Raw genomic sequence first — 15,639 nt, 5'->3', positions numbered from 1 at the left:
CATCACTTCGACTTACTGATTTGCTTCTGCGAACTGCTTCATCACCTCGGCATGCTTGATCATACCGTCGGCACGCAGACCAAGGTTCTTCACGAACTCCGCCTTCTTGGCCGGATCTTCAATCTTGTCGTAGCGCTGTTGCAGATGGGCCTGGATCTGTTCCGGGGTCATGTTCTTCATGCGGGCCATCTTGTCGTGGCGGCCGCCATGATGCTTGCCGCCCATCATGCCGGTACCGTCCATGGGGCAACCGGTCGCCGTGGCCTGGGTCGGTTGCGCGGTAGAGACCGCCTCGCTGGCGGCATAGGCGCCCAGCGGCAGGCCGAGGATCAGGGTGGCGGTCAGCAGGGTCTTGGTCAGCTTTTTCATGGGTAACTCCTGTCGGATGTGTACGGGTAGAGGCTCTTTCGCCTTGGTATCCAGTAAACACCGTGGAAGTGTCTGAAATTTGCCAGTAGAAGCCTATTTTGTAGCAGAGTGTGGCACAGGGGCGTGCTGGCACACTTTGACACAACCCGCCCGGTTGATTTTCGTATAATCGCCCCAGCCCGATAACGGAGAAATGATGATGAACCAAGGCAGCCCTCATATTCTGGTGGTCGATGACCACAGCGAGATCCGCGATCTGCTCAAGCGCTTTCTGGAGCAGCATGGCATGCGCGTCAGTTGCGCCCGCGATGGCAAGGAGATGAAGCGGCTGCTGGATGAGCGGGAGTTCGACCTGCTGGTGCTGGATCTGATGATGCCGGGGGAGGATGGCCTCACCCTGTGCCGCGAGCTCAGGGTCAAATCCCGCCTGCCGATCATCATGCTTACCGCCATGGGGGAGGAGACGGACCGCATCATCGGCCTGGAGATGGGGGCGGACGACTACCTCTCCAAGCCGTTCAACCCGCGGGAGCTGCTGGCCCGCATCAAGGCGGTGATGCGCCGTACCCAGGTGGAGAGCCTGCCCGTGCCGGAGACCCTGACCCGGGATCTGCGCTTCGATCGCTGGCTGCTCGACGTCAATCGCCGTGAGCTGGTGGACGAGGAGGGGGTGGGGATGAGCCTCTCCACCGCCGAGTTCGATCTGCTCAAGGTGTTTCTGGAGCGGCCCCAGCGGGTGCTGAGCCGGGATCAGTTGCTGGATCTGGCCCGTGGCCGGGAGGCGGTGGCCTTCGATCGCGCCATCGATACCCTGGTAAGCCGACTGCGGCGCAAGCTGGAGCGGGATCCCAAGAATCCCGAGCTCATCAAGACCATCTGGGGTGGCGGTTACCTGTTCGCCGCCGACGTGACCCAGGAGTGAGGCCGACATGATCAAGCGCGTCTTCGCCAGGCTGCTGCCCAAGGGGTTGACCGGCCAGATAGTGCTGGTGGCCCTGGCGGGGCTGGTACTGATCCAGCTGCTCAGTATCCAGATCTACCGCTCGGACAGGGAGGAGGCCCTCGGTTACGTCAACAGCCGCAACGCCATGCAGCGCATCATCTCCGTGGTGCGCCTGCTCTCCCTCTCTCCTCCTTCCCTCTATCACGAGATCCTCAAGGCGAGCCGCAGCGAGACCCTGCTGCTGCGTCTGGCCGACGAGCCGTTGCAGCCGGACAACCGCAGCCCCCGCTTCGAGAAGCTGGTGCGGGCCAAGCTCGGCTATCCATCCTCCCTGGCGGTGGAGATCAGCGCCGAGCTGAAGCAGGACATCCAGCGCAGCCGGGCCTGGCAGCACCACAACCGCATGATGAAGGATCGCAACGGCATGCCGCCGCCCCAGGACATGCGGCTCTACGGCTCCATCGAACTGCCCAACGGCGGCTGGCTCCAGTTCAGCTCCCTGGTGGACAAGGAGACGGCGAGCTGGTCCTGGCAGACCACCCTCAACCTGCTGCTGGTGGCGAGCCTGGTGATCGGCCTGATGATCTGGCTGTTCCGCCGGGCGACCCGTCCCCTCAAGCAACTGGCGGCCAACGCCGACAGGCTGGGGCGTGGTGAGGACATCGAGCCCCTGCACGAGGAGGGGCCCACCGAGATCCGCGAGTCCATCCAGGCCTTCAACCGGATGCACACCCGGCTCGATCGCTTCGTGCAGGACAGAACCCGGATGCTGGCCGCCATCTCCCACGACCTGCGCACCCCCATCACCAGCCTGCGGCTGCGCAGCGAGTTTCTGGCGGACGGGGAGGACAAGGAGCGCTTCCAGCAGACTCTGCAACAGATGGAGCAGATGCTGGCGGCGACCCTGAGCTTCGCCCGGGAGGAGGGGCAGCAGGAGGCGACCCGGGAGCTGGATCTGGTCAGCCTGCTGGAGAGCCTGTGTGACGACTATGCCGACATGGGCCAGCCCGTCACCTGCCTGGCCGAGGGCAAGCAGGTTTACGCCTGCCGGGCCAACACCCTGCGCCGGGTACTGCAAAACCTCATCGGCAACGCCATCAAGTACGCAGGGGGGGCCGAGGTTTCGCTGGTACGTGGTGACGGCGAGTTGCTGATCCTGGTTCGCGATCAGGGACCGGGGATTGCGGAGAGCCAGCTGGAGGAGGTGTTCAAGCCCTTCGTGCGCCTGGATGAAGCCCGCAACACCGAGTCTGGCAGCGTGGGACTGGGACTCGCAATCGCCCGCACCCTGGTGCACCAGCACGGCGGCGAGCTCAGCCTTCACAATCGCGAGGAAGGGGGGCTGGAGGCGCGGATCAGCCTGCCCCTGTAAGGAACCTGACCAGGAAATGGGCACCACCAGGGTGCCCTTTTTGCTGCCCGTGGCGAGAGGGAAGCAGGGCAACAGGTCGGCCACCCGGAAACGGGCAACAAAAAACCCGCCGAAGCGGGTTTTTTCAATTCTTGCTGAGGCGCTGCCGATAAACGGAAGGCGGCTCGGGCGTGAATTACAGGCCAGTAACGTTGGCAGCAGCCGGGCCTTTCTGGCCTTGCTCGATGGTGAACTCAACGCGCTGACCTTCTTCCAGGGTTTTGAAACCGTTGGACTGGATAGCGGAGAAGTGAACGAACACGTCTTTGCTGCCGTCAGCCGGGGAGATGAAACCGAAGCCTTTCTCGGCGTTGAAGAACTTTACGGTACCAGTCATTTTGTTGGACATGATAATTTCCTTGAATAGTGATTAGTGAAACGCCATTAGGGTGGCAATCCATGATTTTTCGTCAGAAATACGTATGGGGAGCACTAAAGAAGGAGAATTATCTGGCAAGAATTATCGGGGATAACTGCCTGCACAAATCACTGCTTTAAGATGACTGCCTAACATAATCAGGTCTGAACTACCGAACCATCGAAAACGATTAGAACACGCACATCCCGTCATGGCAATCTTTATCTTGGTATTCATTTCTGCCGGTGATGGCTGGATCGGCGTTTTATCCGGGTGTGCGTCTGCTGCCAGGCGCCTCCTGCTGCCCTTTTCAGGGTAATGACATCACGCTCTGCCAGCCGCTTTTTTTTCAGCAGAGTCTTCTGCGTGCATTCATGCTGCCGTTACCGTCTGCCACGGTATTTGTTGCTGACGGAATCGGACCAGTTGAAGGTGTCGGGCAGTACTTGGGCACTGGCTCGCTCCTTGGCTTTCTCCCGCGCCAGTGCGGAAGCCGCCTTGGCAGCCTGGGCGCGATCGGCGGCGATCTTCTGGCGTCCTGCTTCGCGGATCTTGTTGCGCTCCCCGTTGGTCAGGGTGTGATCGGCATTGGCCTGGGCCTTTTGCACCAGCAGGGCAATCTCGGCTTTCTCGGCCTCGGTCAGATCCTTCATTTCCAGCTTCTTCATGACACGCTCCTGCGATCGTTGAATGCCCACCCTAACACACATCCACCGGAGACAGGCTGACCATCCGTCCCCGGATGCCAAAAGTGTCGCCCGGTCGTCATTTCCGGGGGAGCACGCCGCGGGAAAGCCTGGCTGACAGGCGCTGCCGGGAGGCTGGATCCCGGCGGAAGATTGGGAGTATGCTGAGGCCAGTGCGATCCCCGATCGTCACTGTTGGCGTACTGAAATCCACGATTCGGCTGACATGCTGGAACACCCGTTCCAACTGTCCAGGTAACCTTTTTGGAGTCTGATGATGAGCAACAAAGAACAGCATCACGGCAAAGATGCCAAGAAAAAACCGCAGATGTCACTGAAAGAGAAACGCGAAGCCAAACGTCAGAAAGCAGAGCTGAAAAACGGCAGCGCGATGAAGTAACGCTCCATCCACTGCGGCTCCCTGGAGCCGGTATCAAGCCAGTCCATCATGGGCTGGCTTTTTTGTCTCCGGCAGTAGAGGTGGTGCCATAGGCGGCAAAGATCCGCTCATAGCGCCCGTCCGCCTTCATCTTGGCGAGCTGTCTGTCGAACCATTGCCGGTGGCCCGCCTCGCGAAAGGCGAAGTGGTAGTGAGTCGGGGGGAAGAGGTCGTGCTGTCTGACCTTGTCCTTGGGATAGCGGTCGCCCTCCTGGTCATCCCCGAGCAACTGCGCCAGATAGTAGTAGAACACCCGCTGTTCCAGGATCACGGCATCGGTGCGCCCGAGCAGGAGCCGCTGTACCTGCCCCTCCTGCCTCGCCACCTCTTCATAACGGGGATTCTGGTCGACGATGTCGGAGAAGGTCGTTCCCAGGATCTGCCGTGCACGCTGGAAGGCACTGACTCGCAGGGTCTGCAAATCCTTGATGGTGTGGACTGCCGTCGGCGCAAGGGTAAAGACCCGGTTGTGGAAGGTGATCACCGGCTGTGAGAGGTAGGCACTTTCCAGCATGCCGGGTTTGACGTTGATGATGGCGTCCAGCTTGCCTTCCTCCAGCATCCTGAAGGTGCGCTCCAGGGGAAGATAGACGACCTGCAGCTCATGGGGGCTGCCTGCGAAGGCCTCTCGCATGAGATCGAGTTCAATGCCCCTGTCTTCGTGGCTGATGACATAGGGAGGAATGGCAAAGCTGACTCCCACCCGCAGCGGCTCCGCAGCAAGGTGGCCGCCGAACATCAGCAGGGCGAGGCACAGCAGACGGCTCAAGTAGTTCATGCAGGTTCCCGAAGGGAGAAATCGTCTCGATGATAGCCACAAGCCTGGACGAAGGGGACGTAAAGCGGGGGAAAGTGGCAGCAACATGGTCGTCGGGGGAGGTGAATGCGTCAGAAACAGGTAAAAAAAGGCCCTGATGAATCAGGGCCTGCCGCAGGGGATCAGAACGGAATATCGTCGTCGAAATCCATCGGCGGTTCGTTGTAGACCGGCGGGGCGGATTGCGGCTGCTGGGCCGGACGACCGTAACCGCCTTGCGGTTGCATGTTCTGCTGCGGGGCAGCAGAACGTTGCATGTTCTGTTGCGGTGCAGCCTGTTGCGGCTGGCCCCAGTTGCCCTGGGATGACTGGCCGCCCATGCCCTGGCTACCACCCTGCGGACGGCCACCCAGCATCTGCATCACACCGGTAAAGCTGTCGACCAGCACCTCGGTGGTGTAGCGCTCCTGGCCGCTCTGATCCTGCCATTTACGGGTCTGGAGCTTGCCTTCCACATAGACCTGGGAGCCCTTCTTCAGGTACTCGCCGGCCACTTCGGCCAGCTTGCCCATGAAGACGACACGGTGCCATTCGGTGCGCTCTTTCTGCTCACCGGTCTGCTTGTCGCGCCAGGTATCGGAGGTGGCCAGGGTGATGTTAGTCACGGCACCGCCGCTCGGCATGTAGCGCACTTCCGGGTCTTGCCCCAGGTTACCGATCAGAATGACTTTGTTGATGCCTCGACTGGCCATAATCTCTCTTCCACCCTTATGTATACCGGCCAGGCCAGATGCCTGGGCCCATTCAATAATGCGTTTGTTTGCAACGAGATGCGCGCCCTGGCTGGGTGTCATCTCTCTATCAGTGTCCTGGCTGTGCCGGAGCTTGCCGGCAGAGGCGTCATGGATCGGCCGCAGCGTTTGGCCGCCATAGTACCAGTTGACGGGCATGAGCGCACATCTTCCCTGCCACAGTGGCGTCAATGGATCGCCACAGCCTGAGTAACTTACCCGAGGTAAGGTGTCACCAGCAAGGGGAGGCGGCTGGGGCAGGCTGCGTGAAGAGGGCGGAGCTGTTATGGTGCGCACCGGCACTACCTGACCCCCCAAATGGGGGGGGCGTGCTAGCCAATTGTATTGGCTGGAAAATTGCTGGGCTTCAAAGGAGCCACCGATGCGTCTAATACTTTTTTAATGCTGCAGCCAGGAGGGGGATTGGTACTCTTCCTTGCCAAAAAGCCCCGACTCGAATGTGCAAGGAAGTTCTCTTGATGACGCCCGACTCCCTCCTGGTGCTGATCACCGAAAATAACGCACAAGCCTCCCGTTTCCAGCGTCACCTCAGTGAAGAGCTTGGTCTGCCCATCTTGCTGGTGGGGGAGCTGAATGACCTGCCAGACGTTGCAGAGGGCGCCCCCAAAACCTTGCTGCTGATCGATCTGGACTACCTCAAGTCGACCCAGCAGGAGCTTTGGAGCAATGCCATCTGCCAGCGCTTTGGCGAGGCCAGTGCCGTGTTGCTCAATGCCCCGACCAGCACCAACAAAGAGCTGCTGCTGATGTGGCCCCATACCAGTGGGCTCTTCTTTCGTCAGGACACGCTGGACAGGCTGGTCTTCGGCATCCGCAAGGTGTTGCAGGGGGAGTACTGGATCCCGCGCCACCTGCTGTGCGACCTGGTGGACTACTACCGCAAGGGGAGCGGGCAACCTCAGCGTCAGCAGACGCTGCTGACCGCCCGCGAGCAGGAGATCGTGCGTCACCTGATGACGGGGGCCTCCAACACCGAGATCGCCGACAGCCTGTTCGTAAGCGAACACACCGTCAAATCCCATCTCTACAACGTCTTCAAGAAGCTGAACGTCAAGAACCGGTTGCAGGCGGTGAGCTGGGCCAAGGAGTATCTCTGAGGAAGGGGTACGGAAGGAAAGACTGTCTATTCATCCAGTAGTCTCTATGCCATACTGGCCCGCTCTGGTTCCCGTATCGAGCGCGCAACAAGATGGAAAAAATCGTGATCCGGGGTGCCCGCACCCACAACCTCAAGAACATCAATCTGACCCTGCCCCGCGACAAGCTGATCGTGGTCACCGGCCTCTCCGGTTCGGGCAAATCCTCTCTGGCGTTCGATACCCTCTATGCCGAGGGGCAGCGCCGCTATGTGGAATCGCTCTCCGCCTATGCCCGCCAGTTCCTCTCCCTGATGGAGAAGCCGGACGTGGACCATATCGAGGGGCTGTCGCCTGCCATCTCCATCGAGCAGAAGTCCACCTCCCACAACCCGCGCTCGACCGTCGGCACCATCACCGAGATTTACGACTACCTGCGGCTGCTGTTCGCCCGGGTCGGCGAGCCACGCTGCCCGACCCACGCCATTCCGCTCGCGGCCCAGACCATCAGCCAGATGGTGGATCAGGTGCTGGCCCAGCCCGAAGGCGCCAAGCTGATGCTGCTGGCCCCCGTGGTGCGCAACCGCAAGGGGGAGCACACCAAGCTGCTGGAGAACCTGGCGGCCCAGGGTTACATCCGCGCCCGCATCGACGGCGAAGTGTGCGATCTGTCGGATCCTCCCGCCCTGGAGCTGCACAAGAAGCACACCATCGAGGTGGTGGTGGACAGATTCAAGGTGCGCGATGACCTGGCCCTGCGCCTGGCCGAATCGTTCGAAACGGCGCTGACTCTCTCCGGCGGCATCGTGCTGGTGGTGCCGATGGACGGGGAGGATGGGGTTGCCCCCATGACCTTCTCCGCCAACTTCGCCTGCCCCGAGTGCGGTTACTCCATGTCGGAGCTGGAGCCCCGGATCTTTTCCTTCAACAACCCGGCGGGGGCCTGCCCCACCTGTGACGGTCTCGGGGTGCAGCAGTATTTCGATCCCGCCAAGCTCATCCATGATCCGGGCCAGAGCCTGGCCGGCGGCGCCATCCGTGGTTGGGACAAACGCAGCTTCTACTACTTCCAGATGCTCAAATCCCTGGCCGATCACTACAAGTTCGACCTGGAGACCCCCTGGGAGGATCTACCGCTCAAGACCCAGGAGGTGATCCTGCGTGGTTCCGGGCGCACCGAGATCGAGTTCCGCTACATGAATGACCGCGGCGACGTGGTGGTGCGCAAGCACCCGTTCGAGGGGATCCTGCACAACATGGAGCGCCGCTACCGGGAGACCGAATCCAACGCGGTGCGGGAAGAGCTGGCCAAATACATCGCCAACAAGTCCTGTACCAGTTGCGGTGGCAGCCGACTGCGGGAAGAAGCCCGCCACGTTTTCGTGGACAATCGCAACCTGCCCGCCATCGCCGAGCAGTCCATCGGCGATGCCCTGGCCTTCTTCGAAGGGTTGAACCTGTCCGGTCAGCGTGCCCAGATAGCGGACAAGATCCTCAAGGAGATCGTCGAGCGGCTCGGCTTCCTGGTGAACGTCGGCCTCAACTATCTGAGCCTGTCGCGCAGCGCCGAGACCCTCTCCGGTGGCGAGGCGCAGCGGATCCGGCTGGCCAGCCAGATCGGGGCTGGCCTGGTGGGGGTCATGTACGTGCTGGACGAGCCCTCCATCGGTCTGCATCAGCGTGACAACGAGCGGCTGCTCAAGACCCTGACTCACCTGCGTGATCTCGGCAACACCGTGATCGTGGTGGAGCACGATGAGGATGCCATTCGCCTCGCCGACCATGTGCTCGACATCGGTCCGGGGGCTGGCGTGCACGGCGGTGCCATCGTCGCCCAGGGGACGCCGGAGGAGATCATCGCGAACCCCGAGTCCCTGACCGGTGACTACCTCTCCGGGCGCAAGCAGATCGCCATCCCGGCCGAGCGCACCCCGCTCACTGGCAAGTGGCTGAAATTGAAAGGGGCGAGCGGCAACAACCTGCGCAACGTCAACCTGGATCTGCCCATCGGCGTGATGACCTGCGTCACCGGCGTCTCCGGTTCCGGCAAGTCGACCCTGATCAACGACACCCTGTTCCGCATCGCCCACCGTGAGCTGAACAAGGCCACCGAGTCCACGCCTGCGCCCTATCGCAGCGTCGAGGGGCTGGAGCATCTGGACAAGGTGGTGGATATCGACCAGAGCCCCATCGGCCGCACCCCGCGCTCCAACCCGGCCACCTACACCGGCCTGTTCACCCCGATCCGCGAGCTGCTCTCCGGCACCCAGGAGGCGCGTTCCCGTGGCTACCAGCCGGGCCGCTTCTCCTTCAACGTGAAGGGGGGACGCTGCGAGGCGTGCCAGGGGGACGGGGTCATCAAGGTGGAGATGCACTTCCTGCCGGACGTCTACGTGCCGTGCGACGTCTGCAAGGGCAAGCGCTACAACCGCGAGACCCTGGAGGTGAAGTACAAGGGCAAGAACATCCACGAGATCCTCGAGATGACGGTGGAAGATGCCCGTGCCTTCTTCGATCCGGTGCCCGCGGTGGCGCGCAAGCTGCAGACCCTGATGGACGTGGGCCTCTCCTACATCCGCCTCGGTCAGTCCGCTACCACGCTCTCTGGCGGCGAGGCGCAGCGGGTCAAGCTGGCGCGGGAGCTCTCCAAGCGGGACACCGGCCAGACCCTCTACATCCTGGACGAACCGACCACGGGGCTGCACTTCCACGATATCCAGCAGTTGCTCAAGGTGTTGCACCAGCTGCGGGATCGGGGCAACACCATCGTCATCATCGAGCACAACCTGGACGTCATCAAAACCGCGGACTGGATCGTTGATCTGGGCCCGGAAGGGGGCGCTGGTGGTGGCCGTATTCTGGTGACGGGTACGCCTGAGGAGATGAGCCGTTGCAAGGAGTCCCACACGGCGCGCTTCCTCGCTCCTCTACTGGAGAAATAAGCGTCACTCGAGAAAAAGGGGCCAAGGCCCCTTTTTTGTTGGCCGGTGGGCGAGGTGCGCCGGTCTGGCGCCCGGCCAGGGATGAGAGGGAGAAAAGAGGGACTCGTCCGGCAGACTCAGTGTGTCAGCATCAGGAAGGCGAGAGCGAACAGGAAACCCAGCAGAATGAAGAGGAAGGAACCTATCCCCCAGATGGCGGCAAGAATGCCGAGAATTTTGTCTTTGCGTGTCTGTGGTTTCATAAAATTCAAATTACAGCGTGGTTACATCGCATTAATAAAATACGCCCCGGGGCATAATTAAACAACAATTGAAAGGTGATATGAAGGTGTTTAAGGTGTATTTAATTGGTATTTTACATTTCATGCTGATGCGGTAATTTAAGGCATCATCATGTATTTGAATGACTTTTTATTTTCATCTGCGGTTTGATTGTCCAATCAAAGCTGCCGTGTACATCTATCTATTTCTTGATAACTATTGAGCTAAATCAATAACCGGCCATTCACATCCTTTTATAGTTTTCGGGCTTGCAACATAGAAAGAAAACAAAAAAGGAATAATGTGATGAAAAAGATCCTTCCTCTGTTAATCGCAGCCGCTTTTGCTTCCCCCGTCGCCATGGCACATCAGGCCGGTGACATCCTGGTCCGTGGTGGCCTGGCGTTCGTCTCTCCCCAGACCAGCAGTGACAACGTGCTGGGGACGGGCGAGCTGGAGATCGACAGCAACATGCAGCTTGGCCTGACCCTCTCCTACATGTTGACGGACAACTGGGGTGTCGAGCTGCTGGCCGCGACCCCCTTCTCCCACTCGGTGTCGACTGCCGGCCTGGGTGAGGTCGCCAAGGTCAAACACCTGCCGCCGACCCTGATGGCGCAGTACTACTTCGGTGATGCCAACAGCAAGGTGCGCCCCTATGTGGGGGCCGGTATCAACTACACCACCTTCTTCGACGAGGAAGGGCGCGGTGCCCTGGCCGGGACGGATGTGAGCGTGGACTCCTCCTGGGGGATGGCGGGTCAGGTGGGCCTGGACATGGCGATCAATGACCGCTGGTTCGTCAACGCCTCCGCCTGGCTCATCGACATCGATACCGATGTGCATACCGCCGTGGGCACCATCAACACCTCCATCGATCCGGTGGCCTTCATGTTCGGCGTCGGCTACCGCTTCTGATGACAAACGTGGCCGATGCACGGCCATGACAACCAAGCATGTCTCTTTGGCCCGGCTCTGTTCGGGCCCTTTTCTGCCTGCCATGTCACGCCAACTGTGATCTGGCCCGCCATCGCGTCATGAACCGCTATTCCATTGCACCCCGCTGCCGATAACCTCGGCATTCACCCCTTTCCCCAACGAGTGAGGATGCCTCCATGGGTTTATCTATTGTGCAGCGGATCATCGCCGGCTTCGTGCTGATGCTGTTGTTGCTGGTTCTGCTCGGCTTCATCAGTATTCTGAAGATCCGGGGGATCAACGAGGGGCTCTCCCAGGTTTCTGATCGTGCCACCCCCCTGGTGATCGCGGTCGCCGGGCTCAAGGGTGCACTGCAGGACAGCAACCGCTGGGTGCTCACCTACAGAACCAGCGAGGAGGCGGCCCAGTTGCCGCAACTGGCCAGCCAGTTCAAGGCGCAGCAGGAGCGTTTCCTGGCCCAGAGCAAGGAGATGGCCCGGTTTGACGGGGTGGCCGAGGCGAGCGAGCGGTTCCGCCAGGTCGACGGGGCGACCCGCGAGTTCTACGGGTTGGCGGATCAGGTGCTGACCCAGCACGGCCAGTGGGTGGCCGCACTCGATCGGCGCCATGAACTGGAGCTGGCGTTCATCCGGCTGGAAGATACCTACCAGTGGGCCGCCGACCTGTTGTTGCAGCAGACCGCGAGCAAACGCTCCATGCGCAACAAGGCCGAACTCATCACCTCCGGCATTGCCCGGGATCTGAAAAACATCCGCCGGGCCGATGCCAAGACCGATCTCAATGAATTGGAGAAGGTGCTCGGCAAGGATATCGAGATGGCACGCAAACGGCTCGAACGGGTGCAGGTGCCCGATGACGTGAGGCAGCGTTTCATCGTCAACCTCGATCGGATGCAGGAGCTGGCCCTCGGCCCGAAAGGGTTGCTGGCGACCATGCGCAATGGCCAGCAACTGGCGGCCTCGCTGCAGTCCCTGAACCAGCAGCTCGACACCAGTCTGGTCAACAGCCTGGCGCTGCTGGACGAGATGGCCAAATCGGCGGGCAGCATTGCCAGCGCGAGCCGGGTCGGGGCGGATGACGCCGTCAGCAGCGCCAGCGCCTGGATCCTGATCGTGTCTGCCATCTCCGCGGCCGCCGCGCTCCTCATCGGTTACACCACGGCCCGCAGTATCCAGCGTCCGCTGCAACTCATCGATCGGGAGCTGGATCGCATGGCTACGGGTGACATGACCCGGCGCATCGACTACCAGAGCCGCTGCGAGTTTGGCAGCCTGACCCGCTCCATCAATACCCTGGCAGACAAGACTGGCGAGCTGCTCGCCCAGATCAATGCCGGCTCGCGCCATCTGGTGGACGAGGCGAGCCGCGCCGCCGAGATAAGCGAGCGGGCCATGTCACGGGTGCAGGATCAGAAGAGCCAGACCGATCAGGTGGCTGCCGCCATCACCGAGCTGGAGGTGAGTGCCACCGAGGTGGCGCGTTCCACCGATGGCACCAAGCGCGAGGTGGACCTGGCGGACGAAGAGGCCCGCGCCGGACGCAAACAGGTGGCGACTACGCGCCAGATCACCGAACAACTGGCGGGTGCCATGGAAGAGGCGGTCGGCATCACCCACAAGCTGGGGGAATTCAGCGACAACATCGGCAGTATCCTCGACGTGATCCGCAGCATCGCCGAGCAGACCAACCTGCTGGCGCTGAACGCGGCCATCGAGGCGGCCCGCGCGGGGGACGCCGGTCGCGGCTTCGCGGTGGTGGCGGACGAGGTGCGGGCACTGGCGAACCGGACCCAGACCTCGACCGAGGAGATCCAGGCCATGATCGAGAACCTGCAAAGTTCCAGCAAGCACGTGGTGGCCGTGATGGCACGCAGCCAGGAGCAGACCCAGGATTGCGTGGCCCAGACCCGGGTGATGGACGAGGCGTTGCAATCCATTGCCGAGCGGATGAGTGCCATCAAGGCGATGGCGGATCAGGTGGCTCATGCCGCCCAGGAACAGATCTCCGTGAGTCAGGGGGTTGCCCGTCATGTCGCCGGCATTGCGGATGTGGCTTACGAGACCGAGCGGGAGGCGCGGGAATCGGCCAGCAGCAGTGAGGTGCTGGCGGATCTGGTCGCCAAGCAGCAGCAATTGATCGCCCATTTCAAGGTGTAGGAGGACTTATGGCTAACAAGTGGATCGGGGCCCTGAGTCTCCTGTTGTGTGGCCAGCTGATGGCCAGCGAGCTGGTGATAGAGAGCTGGCGCATAGATGACAAGGCCTTGTGGGAACAGAAGATCATTCCTGCTTTCGAGGCCGCCCACCCGGGTATTCAGGTGAAATTCAACGGGGTGCAGAACGTCGAGTACATGCCGACCCTCTGGGCCAGCCTCAAGGCGGGCAAGGCGGGGGATCTCATCACCTGCCGCCCGTTTGACGACTCCCTGGCCCTGTTCAAGGCGGGCCATCTGGTGGAGCTGAGCGAGATGGCGGGGATGGAGAACTTCCCGAGCTTTGCCCAATCCCCCTGGCAGACCGACAGTGGCGCCCAGACTTTCTGCGTACCCATGGCATCGGTGATTCACGGCTTCTTCTACAACAAGAAGATTTTCAGTGAGCTGGGGCTGACGGTTCCCCAGACCCGCGAGGCATTCTTCGCGGCCCTGGACAAGGTGAAGGCGGATGGTCGCTATGTTCCCCTCGCCGTGAGCGGCTCGGAGAGCTGGGTTGCCTCCGAGCTCGGTTTCCAGAACATAGGCCCCAACTACTGGAAGGGGGAGGATGGTCGATTGGCGCTGATCGGGGGCCAGGAGCGCTTCAACAACCCGCAATACGTCAAGGTGTTCGAGGAGCTGGCCCGCTGGCGTGACTACCTGGGGGAGGGGGGCGAGAGCCGCGACTACGCCACCACCAACGAGCTGTTCACCTCGGGCAAGGCTGCCTTCTATGCAGCGGGATCCTGGGAGATTGCCCCCTTCACCGGCAAGGTGGACTTCGGTGTCATGCGCCCGCCCGTGGCAAAGCAGGGGGATGGCTGTTTCTTCACCGATCACACCGATATCGGTATGGGGATGAATCCGGCCAGCAAGAACAAGGAGGCCGCCATGACCTTCCTGCAGTGGCTGACCACTCCCCAGTTTGCCGAGCTCTATACCAACTCGCTGCCCGGCTTCTTCTCGCTCTCCAACCACTTCTTTGAAGCCACCAATCCGGCGGCCAGAGAGATGATGGAGTGGCGGGATCAGTGCGATTCCACCATCCGGGTTGCCACCCAGATCCTCTCCCGCGGCACTCCCAAGCTCGGGGATGAACTGGCCGAGGTGAGCCAGCAGGTATTGCTGGGAACCGTGGCTCCCAAGGCGGCGGCCGATCGCCTGGAACAGGGGTTGAAAGGGTGGTATGCCCCCCATCAGGGCAACCAGGGCAAGGGACAGGAGTGTCAGTGTGAGGCGAGCGTGCCTGCCGTCCCTGTGTCGGGTGCCATCGGGACCGAGCCTGCTGCGCCTGTGGTGCCGGATGGACAAGCGCCTTCCGGAGCAAGCGCGACCCAGCCTCCGTCAGTACCGGTGTCCGGAGCCGTCGCTCCAGCGCCTCCTGCCGAAGTGGAGGAGGCGCTCGCCAGCGAACTGGAGGGGGCACAGCCCTGATGGTTCACCATGCAAAACGGGAGGCCAAGGCCTCCCGTTTTGCATCTGCGTGATGACCTGTCATTCCCGTGGCAAGCGGCACAGGCTGCCGATACGGGCCACCTGCACGAAACCCAGAGTGCGATAGACCCGCTGGGCGTGATAGTGCTCGTCTGCCACTATGATGAGCGAACTGGCCCGTGCCAGTCCCTGGCGTGCGACCTGGCTCAGCAACAGACGACAGAGCCCCCGGTTTCGCCACTCTGCGTGCGTGCGCACCAGTTGAAAGCGTCCCAGGGTGCCGGTGAAGAAGAGTCCGCAGCTGGCAACCAGTTGATCCTGATGCCATAAACCCCACCACTGTCCGAGCTCGTCATCGATCATGGCCTGATAGAGCTGGCGGCGTGACAAGAGATAGGGAAGATAGCGCTCCTCCGAATGGGCGGGATCCCGCTCTGCCAGCTCGAAGGCGAGCCACTGATCCCAGTCCGCCGCGGTGAACGGGCGAGCCGGGGCCAGGTCGCTGCCGGTGGGGGCTTGCCACTCCATTGTACTCAGCGCCAGTACCACGCACTCCATGTATTGGTACCCCGCCGCCACGAACCCGGCGACCCGGCTGTTCTGGCCTGCGGCGAGGGGCCACTGGAAGGTACGGTGGCGGATACGGGGATCCCAGCCAATCAGCCTGTCGAAACTGGCCTCGAGCCAGCCCTTGTCACGATCGCTTGGGGGAGTGGGCAGCAACAGGTAGTTGCCGAAGTAGTAGTCTGGAGAGCCTGGGGTGCGCACGGTCCAGAACGCATCATGATCCGTCACCTCGCCCTGATAGCGATCGAACAGCAGATCGGTGGCAAAACCGGGGTGATCTTCCATGATGGGGCTCCTGCAAACGCTTGAATTGCTTATCGGCAGGCGGGGAAAGAAGTTAAAAAAAGGCGCTGTCCCAATTACATGTTGAAAGGCTAACCTTGAAGTAGGTCATCACCCTGAGGGCCTCCATAATGGATACCCAAGCCTTTCAACATCTACTGTCTCTCTT

General features: G+C 61.3%; 15 protein-coding genes. 8 read left to right on the top strand and 7 right to left on the bottom strand.

Features of this window, described 5'->3' with window-relative positions; genetic code table 11:
* Positions 1–12: 12 nt before the first annotated feature.
* Complete coding sequence (locus ACB037_RS20225; protein ID WP_010675900.1) at positions 13–369, bottom strand: hypothetical protein; 357 nt, start codon at positions 367–369, stop codon at positions 13–15.
* A 199-nt stretch (positions 370–568) separates the two neighbouring features.
* Between ACB037_RS20225 and ACB037_RS20220 the strand changes: the two genes are divergently transcribed.
* Positions 569–1,291 carry a response regulator gene (locus tag ACB037_RS20220; protein WP_069651538.1) on the top strand — a complete coding sequence of 241 codons (723 nt, stop codon included), beginning with the start codon at positions 569–571 and terminating at the stop codon, positions 1,289–1,291.
* A gap of 7 nt (positions 1,292–1,298) precedes the next feature.
* The gene (locus ACB037_RS20215; RefSeq protein WP_371175811.1) at positions 1,299–2,684 is read left to right on the top strand and encodes an ATP-binding protein; all 1,386 of its coding nucleotides are present in this window, start codon (positions 1,299–1,301) and stop codon (positions 2,682–2,684) included.
* A gap of 175 nt (positions 2,685–2,859) precedes the next feature.
* Here the strand turns inward: ACB037_RS20215 and cspA are convergent, their stop codons facing one another.
* The gene (cspA, locus tag ACB037_RS20210) at positions 2,860–3,072 is read right to left on the bottom strand and encodes an RNA chaperone/antiterminator CspA (RefSeq protein WP_042078672.1); all 213 of its coding nucleotides are present in this window, start codon (positions 3,070–3,072) and stop codon (positions 2,860–2,862) included.
* Positions 3,073–3,464: 392 nt separating this feature from the next.
* Positions 3,465–3,749, bottom strand: a complete 285-nt coding sequence (yjbD, locus tag ACB037_RS20205) for a DUF3811 domain-containing protein (RefSeq protein WP_042879473.1) — start codon at positions 3,747–3,749, stop codon at positions 3,465–3,467.
* Positions 3,750–4,044: 295 nt separating this feature from the next.
* On the opposite strand from yjbD, the gene ACB037_RS20200 reads away from it, so the two are divergent.
* Complete coding sequence (locus ACB037_RS20200) at positions 4,045–4,167, top strand: hypothetical protein (protein WP_010675895.1); 123 nt, start codon at positions 4,045–4,047, stop codon at positions 4,165–4,167.
* Between the two features lie 46 nt (positions 4,168–4,213).
* Here the strand turns inward: ACB037_RS20200 and ACB037_RS20195 are convergent, their stop codons facing one another.
* Together ACB037_RS20195 and ACB037_RS20190 are read right to left on the bottom strand one after the other, a co-directional pair.
* The gene (locus ACB037_RS20195) at positions 4,214–4,984 is read right to left on the bottom strand and encodes a transporter substrate-binding domain-containing protein (protein WP_319850217.1); all 771 of its coding nucleotides are present in this window, start codon (positions 4,982–4,984) and stop codon (positions 4,214–4,216) included.
* Positions 4,985–5,145: 161 nt separating this feature from the next.
* Entirely contained in the window at positions 5,146–5,715 is a 570-nt protein-coding gene (locus tag ACB037_RS20190) for a single-stranded DNA-binding protein (RefSeq protein WP_371175810.1), read from the bottom strand.
* Between the two features lie 518 nt (positions 5,716–6,233).
* Between ACB037_RS20190 and ACB037_RS20185 the strand changes: the two genes are divergently transcribed.
* Together ACB037_RS20185 and uvrA are read left to right on the top strand one after the other, a co-directional pair.
* Entirely contained in the window at positions 6,234–6,872 is a 639-nt protein-coding gene (locus ACB037_RS20185; RefSeq protein ID WP_010674213.1) for a LuxR C-terminal-related transcriptional regulator, read from the top strand.
* A 92-nt stretch (positions 6,873–6,964) separates the two neighbouring features.
* A complete protein-coding gene (uvrA, locus tag ACB037_RS20180) occupies positions 6,965–9,793 on the top strand; it encodes an excinuclease ABC subunit UvrA (RefSeq protein WP_124244320.1) in 2,829 nt (942 codons plus the stop codon).
* A gap of 116 nt (positions 9,794–9,909) precedes the next feature.
* Here uvrA and ACB037_RS20175 read toward each other — a convergent pair whose 3' ends face one another.
* On the bottom strand, positions 9,910–10,035 hold the full coding sequence (locus ACB037_RS20175; RefSeq protein WP_010674215.1) for a hypothetical protein: 126 nt from the start codon (positions 10,033–10,035) through the stop codon (positions 9,910–9,912).
* Between the two features lie 325 nt (positions 10,036–10,360).
* On the opposite strand from ACB037_RS20175, the gene ACB037_RS20170 reads away from it, so the two are divergent.
* The 3 genes from ACB037_RS20170 to ACB037_RS20160 all read left to right on the top strand — a co-directional run bounded on the left by ACB037_RS20170 (position 10,361) and on the right by ACB037_RS20160 (position 14,621).
* On the top strand, positions 10,361–10,972 hold the full coding sequence (locus tag ACB037_RS20170; protein WP_010674216.1) for an OmpW family outer membrane protein: 612 nt from the start codon (positions 10,361–10,363) through the stop codon (positions 10,970–10,972).
* Between the two features lie 197 nt (positions 10,973–11,169).
* Positions 11,170–13,149, top strand: a complete 1,980-nt coding sequence (locus ACB037_RS20165; RefSeq protein WP_039040116.1) for a methyl-accepting chemotaxis protein — start codon at positions 11,170–11,172, stop codon at positions 13,147–13,149.
* Positions 13,150–13,157: 8 nt separating this feature from the next.
* Entirely contained in the window at positions 13,158–14,621 is a 1,464-nt protein-coding gene (locus ACB037_RS20160) for an extracellular solute-binding protein (protein ID WP_042864821.1), read from the top strand.
* Positions 14,622–14,681: 60 nt separating this feature from the next.
* On the opposite strand, the gene ACB037_RS20155 is transcribed toward ACB037_RS20160, so the two are convergent.
* Entirely contained in the window at positions 14,682–15,473 is a 792-nt protein-coding gene (locus ACB037_RS20155) for a GNAT family N-acetyltransferase (protein WP_371175809.1), read from the bottom strand.
* Between the last annotated feature and the right edge of the window lie 166 nt (positions 15,474–15,639).

The organism is Aeromonas sp. S19(2024), from assembly GCF_041402625.1.
GTDB lineage: Bacteria > Pseudomonadota > Gammaproteobacteria > Enterobacterales > Aeromonadaceae > Aeromonas > Aeromonas caviae.
The sequence above is the reverse complement of the archived record's forward strand: the minus strand, read 5'-3'. Positions and strand labels throughout refer to the sequence as shown.

What these genes read in the sequence shown, in the direction of transcription:
- ACB037_RS20195 (WP_319850217.1), bottom strand. Translation starts at nt 4,984, where the DNA reads ATGAACTACTTGAGCCGTCTGCTGTGCCTCGCCCTGCTGATGTTCGGC.
- ACB037_RS20225 (WP_010675900.1), bottom strand. Translation starts at nt 369, where the DNA reads ATGAAAAAGCTGACCAAGACCCTGCTGACCGCCACCCTGATCCTCGGC.
- ACB037_RS20190 (WP_371175810.1), bottom strand. Translation starts at nt 5,715, where the DNA reads ATGGCCAGTCGAGGCATCAACAAAGTCATTCTGATCGGTAACCTGGGG.
- ACB037_RS20175 (WP_010674215.1), bottom strand. Translation starts at nt 10,035, where the DNA reads ATGAAACCACAGACACGCAAAGACAAAATTCTCGGCATTCTTGCCGCC.
- uvrA (WP_124244320.1), top strand. Translation starts at nt 6,965, where the DNA reads ATGGAAAAAATCGTGATCCGGGGTGCCCGCACCCACAACCTCAAGAAC.
- ACB037_RS20155 (WP_371175809.1), bottom strand. Translation starts at nt 15,473, where the DNA reads ATGGAAGATCACCCCGGTTTTGCCACCGATCTGCTGTTCGATCGCTAT.
- ACB037_RS20160 (WP_042864821.1), top strand. Translation starts at nt 13,158, where the DNA reads ATGGCTAACAAGTGGATCGGGGCCCTGAGTCTCCTGTTGTGTGGCCAG.
- ACB037_RS20185 (WP_010674213.1), top strand. Translation starts at nt 6,234, where the DNA reads ATGACGCCCGACTCCCTCCTGGTGCTGATCACCGAAAATAACGCACAA.
- yjbD (WP_042879473.1), bottom strand. Translation starts at nt 3,749, where the DNA reads ATGAAGAAGCTGGAAATGAAGGATCTGACCGAGGCCGAGAAAGCCGAG.
- ACB037_RS20165 (WP_039040116.1), top strand. Translation starts at nt 11,170, where the DNA reads ATGGGTTTATCTATTGTGCAGCGGATCATCGCCGGCTTCGTGCTGATG.
- ACB037_RS20170 (WP_010674216.1), top strand. Translation starts at nt 10,361, where the DNA reads ATGAAAAAGATCCTTCCTCTGTTAATCGCAGCCGCTTTTGCTTCCCCC.
- cspA (WP_042078672.1), bottom strand. Translation starts at nt 3,072, where the DNA reads ATGTCCAACAAAATGACTGGTACCGTAAAGTTCTTCAACGCCGAGAAA.
- ACB037_RS20200 (WP_010675895.1), top strand. Translation starts at nt 4,045, where the DNA reads ATGAGCAACAAAGAACAGCATCACGGCAAAGATGCCAAGAAAAAACCG.
- ACB037_RS20215 (WP_371175811.1), top strand. Translation starts at nt 1,299, where the DNA reads ATGATCAAGCGCGTCTTCGCCAGGCTGCTGCCCAAGGGGTTGACCGGC.
- ACB037_RS20220 (WP_069651538.1), top strand. Translation starts at nt 569, where the DNA reads ATGAACCAAGGCAGCCCTCATATTCTGGTGGTCGATGACCACAGCGAG.